Source organism: Streptomyces sp. NPDC059567 (genome assembly GCF_042735655.1).
Taxonomy (GTDB): domain Bacteria; phylum Actinomycetota; class Actinomycetes; order Streptomycetales; family Streptomycetaceae; genus Streptomyces.
The window spans coordinates 1-5,039 of record NZ_JBHWBS010000123.1 but is presented as its reverse complement, the minus strand read 5'-3'; the positions used below and the strand labels follow the sequence as shown (position 1 = coordinate 5,039).

Annotated in this window: 3 protein-coding genes; 1 reads left to right on the top strand and 2 read right to left on the bottom strand. The window is 72.8% G+C overall.

Annotation, left to right across the window (positions count from 1 at the left end):
- Window positions 1–213: 213 nt before the first annotated feature.
- Window positions 214–420, bottom strand: coding sequence for a hypothetical protein (locus tag ACFVZW_RS33580; protein ID WP_383558537.1), 207 nt, complete (start codon window positions 418–420; stop codon window positions 214–216).
- Between the two features lie 212 nt (window positions 421–632).
- Window positions 633–3,590, bottom strand: a complete 2,958-nt coding sequence (locus ACFVZW_RS33575; protein ID WP_384529537.1) for a BTAD domain-containing putative transcriptional regulator — start codon at window positions 3,588–3,590, stop codon at window positions 633–635.
- Between the two features lie 198 nt (window positions 3,591–3,788).
- Here ACFVZW_RS33575 and ACFVZW_RS33570 point away from each other — a divergent pair, with 198 nt between their 5' ends.
- Window positions 3,789–5,006 carry an amidohydrolase family protein gene (locus ACFVZW_RS33570; protein ID WP_384529534.1) on the top strand — a complete coding sequence of 406 codons (1,218 nt, stop codon included), beginning with the start codon at window positions 3,789–3,791 and terminating at the stop codon, window positions 5,004–5,006.
- Window positions 5,007–5,039 lie beyond the last annotated feature (33 nt).

Below are 5,039 nucleotides of genomic sequence, written 5' to 3'. Positions count from 1 at the left end.
GCGTGCCGGCCGCCCGCGGGGCGCCCCACGGGGGGCCGGGGCCCCCCCCGGCCCCAGCTTGGGGGATGACGGGCCTGGGGGCGCGGGGTCCCGCCCGACGAGTCCCCCCGGCTCGTCGGACGTCCCCCGGACTCCCGCGCCTCCATGCCCGGACAGCAACGGCCCTGGCGGCTCCCCCGATGGCGCCGCCGCGACCGCCCCCCGTGGGAAGGTTCAGCTGGTCTGGGTCGGCTTGAACGGCTCCGACGTGGCGTGCTGGTCCAGGGTCGTGATGTCGCCCCCGGTGGCGTGCTGGTCCAGCGTCTTGACGCCGTCGATGTCGCCACCGGTCGCGTGCTGGTCCAGGGTCGTGATGTCGCCGCCGGTGGCGTGCTGGTCCTGAGGCTTCACGACGGGGTTGGTCTTCTTCGGCTCGGTCATGATGAGTCCCTCCGTTGTCTGAGCGGTTGGATCGTAGGGGCCCGCCCGGCTGCTCCCCCGTGGGCCGCCGGACGGGCCCCTCAGGGCCGCTCACCCTAATGCGCCGGAGCGACGGCCTCACCAGCGACCCGTCTGCCCCCCGACGCGGCGGGTCGATGAGAGGAGCATGGCGGTCGGCGATAAACGTTCGATGAACGTGCAGACCGTGATGCCTACGCGGCGGCCGCCGGCGTCAGCAGACCCCTGATGGCGGCGGCCTCGGGCGAGTCGAGGCTCTCGTGAATCGCGAGCGCCTCCCGCCAGCATGCCTGCGCACGGCCACTCTGTCCGATGCCGTTGAGGGCCTGGCCGAGCACGGTGAGCAGGTTTCCCCGGCGCCATTCTCCCCCGATGCCGCTGAGCACCGCCAGCGCCTGCTCCGCCATGGCCGCTGCCTGCGCCGGCCGTCGGGCGGACAGCTCGAGTTCAGCGAGCCGGAAGAGCGTCATGCCCTCCCACAGCCGCTGGCGGCTGTCCCGGAAGACGGCCAGCGCTTCGCGCAGTGCTGCCGCGCCCGCGGCATGCCGGCCGCTCTCGGTCAGGGCCATGCCGAGCGCATAGCGGCCGTTCGCTCCGCGGAGCGAATGCCCCATGGAGTCGTAGATGGAGATGCCCTGTTCGGCCAGGGAGACCGCGCTGGCCACTCGGCCCGTGGCCAGGTGGATACGCGAGAGGTTGCACAGGGCGCTCGCCTCGCCGGGGCTGTTCCCGTCCGCGCGGAAGCCCTCGATGGCCCTGCTCAGATGCTGTTCGCCGTCGGCCTGCCGGGTCTGGTAGATGGCGATGATGCCCCGCGCGTTGGCCGCCCAGGGCAGTGTCAAGGTGTCCAGGGTCTGCGCGGCCAGCCGTGCCGCGTGCTCCGCGTCCTGGTCGGCCTCGTCGAACCGCCCCGTGTAGGTACGGACGTTGGTGAGGTTCATGTAGGCGCGGCCTTCGGCGTGCTCGTCGCCGATCTCGTGCGCCGCCTCGCGCAGAGCCGCGGCCACCGATTCGTACTGCTTCGAGTTGGTGCCTGATTCGCCCAGGTCGATGCACGCCCACAGCAGATCCACCGCGCGCCGCAGCGTGCTGCCCGAGGCGGCCGACTGCCGCACGCAGGCCAGCAGGGAGTTCGCCTCCGCGTAGAGCCAGTCCTGGGCCGTGTGGCGGTCGGTGAAGGTCAGGCCCTCGTACTCCGTCGGCTCCAGGTGGTCGACCAGGCGGTCGCCCGGCCGCTCGATCGCGTAGACGCGGGCAGCCGTCGACAGGTAGAAGTCCAGCAGCCGGGAGAGCGCCAGCTCCCGTTCCACCGGCGGCTGTTCATCGCGTTCCGCGCACGCACGCGCGTAGAGGCGCACCAGGTCGTGGTAGCGGTAGCGGCCCGGGGCCGCGGATTCCACGAGGGACGTGTCGACCAGGGCCTCCAGGAGGTCCTCCGTGGCGTGGAGCTCCAGGTCGAGGACGGCCGCGGCGGCCGCGAGGGAGATGTCCGGGCCGTCCGCCAGGCCCAGGAGGCGGAAGGCGCGCGCCTGGGCCGGTTCCAGCTGGCCGTAGCCGAGTTCGAAGGTCGCCTTGACCGCCAGGTCGCCCGCCTGGAGCTCGTCCAGGCGCCGGCGCTCGTCGGCGAGCTTCGCCGCCAGGACCGCCACCGTCCATGTGCGGCGCGCCGCCAGGCGCGAGGCGGCGATACGGATCGCGAGCGGGAGGAAGCCGCATGCGGCGACCACGTCGAGGGCCGCTTCCCGCTCCGCCGAGACCCGCTCCGCTCCGACGATCCGCGTGAAGAGCTGGAGCGCCTCCTCCGGCGACATGACGTCCAGGTCCACCAGGTGCGCCCCCGCCAGGTCCACCATCCGGATCCGGCTCGTCACCAGGGCGGCGCAGCCCGCCGTGCCGGGCAGGAGGGGGCGGATCTGGGCCGCGTCCCGGGCGTTGTCGAGCAGGACGAGCACCCGGCGGCCGTCCAGGGTCGAGCGGTACAGCGCCGCCCGCTCGTCCAGCGAGTCGGGGATCGCGGAGTCGGGGGTGCCGAGGGCGCGGAGGAAGGCCCCGAGGACGGTTTCGGGAGCCGTCGACCGCGCGCCCGCGCCCTGGAGGTCCACGTACAGCTGGCCGTCGGGGAAGTGCGGCCGTGCCTCGTGCGCCACGTGCACGGCGAGCGTCGTCTTGCCGACGCCGCCGATGCCCGCGAGCGCCGAGACGGCCATCACGGAGCCCTCCGCCGTGGCCAGCCGCTTGCCCAGGTCCCGTACGAAGGAGTTGCGGCCGGTGAAGTCCGGGACCGTGGCCGGGAGCTGCGCGGGCCGCGCCACGACCGGCGCCGGAGCCGATTCCTCCACGGGCCGGGCCAGTTCGGCGTCCGCCTGGAGGATCCGCTGCTGGAGCCGGGAGAGCTCCGGGCGAGGGTCGACGCCCAGCTCGTCGGCGAGGAGCCGGCGGGTGTCCGCGTACACGGCCAGCGCCTCGGCCTGCCGGCCGCTGCGGTAGAGGGCCAGCATGAGCAGTTCGCGCAGGCGCTCCCGCAGCGGGTGGGCGGCGGTCAGCGCGGTCAGCTCGGAGACGGCCTCCGCATGTGCCCCGGCCTCCAGGTCCATGTCGAGCCGGGTCTCCAGGAGTTGCAGCCGCCACTCCTCCAGGCGTACCCGCTGCGTCTCGGCGTACGGTCCCGGTACGGAGGCCAGCGCCTCGCCGTCCCAGAGCCCGAGCGCCTTCCCCAGCCGGCTCCGTGCCGCACCGCGGTCCCCGGCCGCCCGCTGCTTCTCGGCCTCGGCCGCCAGCTCCTGGGCGACGTTCAGGTCCACCGCACCGCCGGGGACGCGGATCGCGTAGCCGCCGGCGTCGCTGACCAGGACCCCGGGGTCGAGGATCTTGCGCAGCCGTGAGGCGTACGTCCGTACCGCGGCCAGCGCCTGCGAGGGCGACTCGTCGCCCCAGATGGCGTCGATGAGCTCCGCGGCCGTGGCCGTGCGGCCCTCGCGCATCAGGAGGGCGGCGAGCAGGGCCCGCTGCTGCGGGGAGCCGGACGGCAGGGATTCGCCGTCCCGCCAGGCGCGTACGGGTCCGAGCACGCCGAAGCGCAGGTCTCCGCCGCTGTGGAGACCCGCCCCCGGAGCCCGCTGCTCCGGTACTCGCGGCCCGTTCTCACGGTCCATAGCTCCCCCTGCCCGCACCGCTGGTTTCGCCCAAGACAGTCTGCCTTGTCCGGAGGGGGCACGTCAGCATCGGGTGACTGTCTGCACAAGTCCTGCCACAGGATCCGACCGGATCTCCGGCCGGATCCGGCAGGATCCGGCCGCTCCGGGCCTCCCGACTAGCTGACGGGTCGTCAGATCAGCGCTACCGTGAAACGCATGGAGACCTTCCCGAAGATCATCTCGGTGGACGACCACACCGTGGAGCCGCCTCACGTCTGGCGGGACCGGCTCCCGTCCAGGTACCGCGACACCGGTCCCCGGATCGTCCGGGCGCCCCTGAAGGAAATGACCTTCCTCGGCGGCAAGTTCGCGCCCGTCATGGGCGCCAAGGGCGACGACGGGCCCATCGGCGACTGGTGGGTGTACGAGGACCTGCACCGGCCGCTCACCCGTCTCGACACCGCCGTCGGCTACGACAGGGACGAGATCAGGCTCGAGGTCATCACCTACGAGCAGATGCGCCCCGGCTCCTACAGCGTCCCCGACCGACTCGCCGACATGGACGTCAACCACGTCCAGTCCGCGCTCTGCTTCCCCACCTTCCCGCGCTTCTGCGGGCAGACCTTCACCGAGGCGAGCGACCGCGAGCTCGGCCTCCTCGGCATCCGGGCGTACAACGACTGGATGGTGGAGGAGTGGTGCGGTCCTGAGGCCCGGGGCCGCCTCATCCCGCTCACCCTCATACCCCTCTGGGACGCCGAGCTCGCCGCCGAGGAGGTGCGGCGCAACGCCGCCCGCGGGGTCCGCGCCGTCGCCTTCTCCGAGATACCGCCCCACCTCGGGCTGCCGTCGATCCACACCGACTACTGGGACCCGTTCCTGCGGGCCTGTGACGAGACGGGCACCGTCGTCGCGATGCACATCGGCTCCTCCAGCCGGATGCCGTCCACCTCCGCCGACGCCCCGCCCGCCGTCGGCTCCACCATCACCTTCGCCAACTGCTGCTTCTCGATGGTGGACTGGCTGATGAGCGGGAAGTTCGAGCGCTTCCCCAATGTGCGGATCATGTACGCGGAGGGCCAGATCGGCTGGATCCCGTACATCCTGGAACGCGCCGACGTGGTCTGGGAGGAGAACCGCGGCTGGGGCGGCGTCGCCGAGAAGGTGCTGCGCCCGCCGTCGGAGCTCTTCGCCGAGCACGTCTACGGCTGCTTCTTCGACGACGCCTTCGGGCTGAGGAACCTCGACGCGATCGGCGTCGGCAACGTCCTGTACGAGACCGACTACCCGCACTCCGACTCCACCTGGCCCAAGTCCCGGGAGGTCGGGGAGGCGCAGATGGGCCACCTGGCGCCGGACGTGGTCGAGCGGATCGTGCGCGGCAACGCGATCGAGCTGCTCGGCCTCACGGCGGACGGGCTCTGGGTGCCGTAGAGCGCGGGGGCGACGCGGCGCGCGGCCGCACCC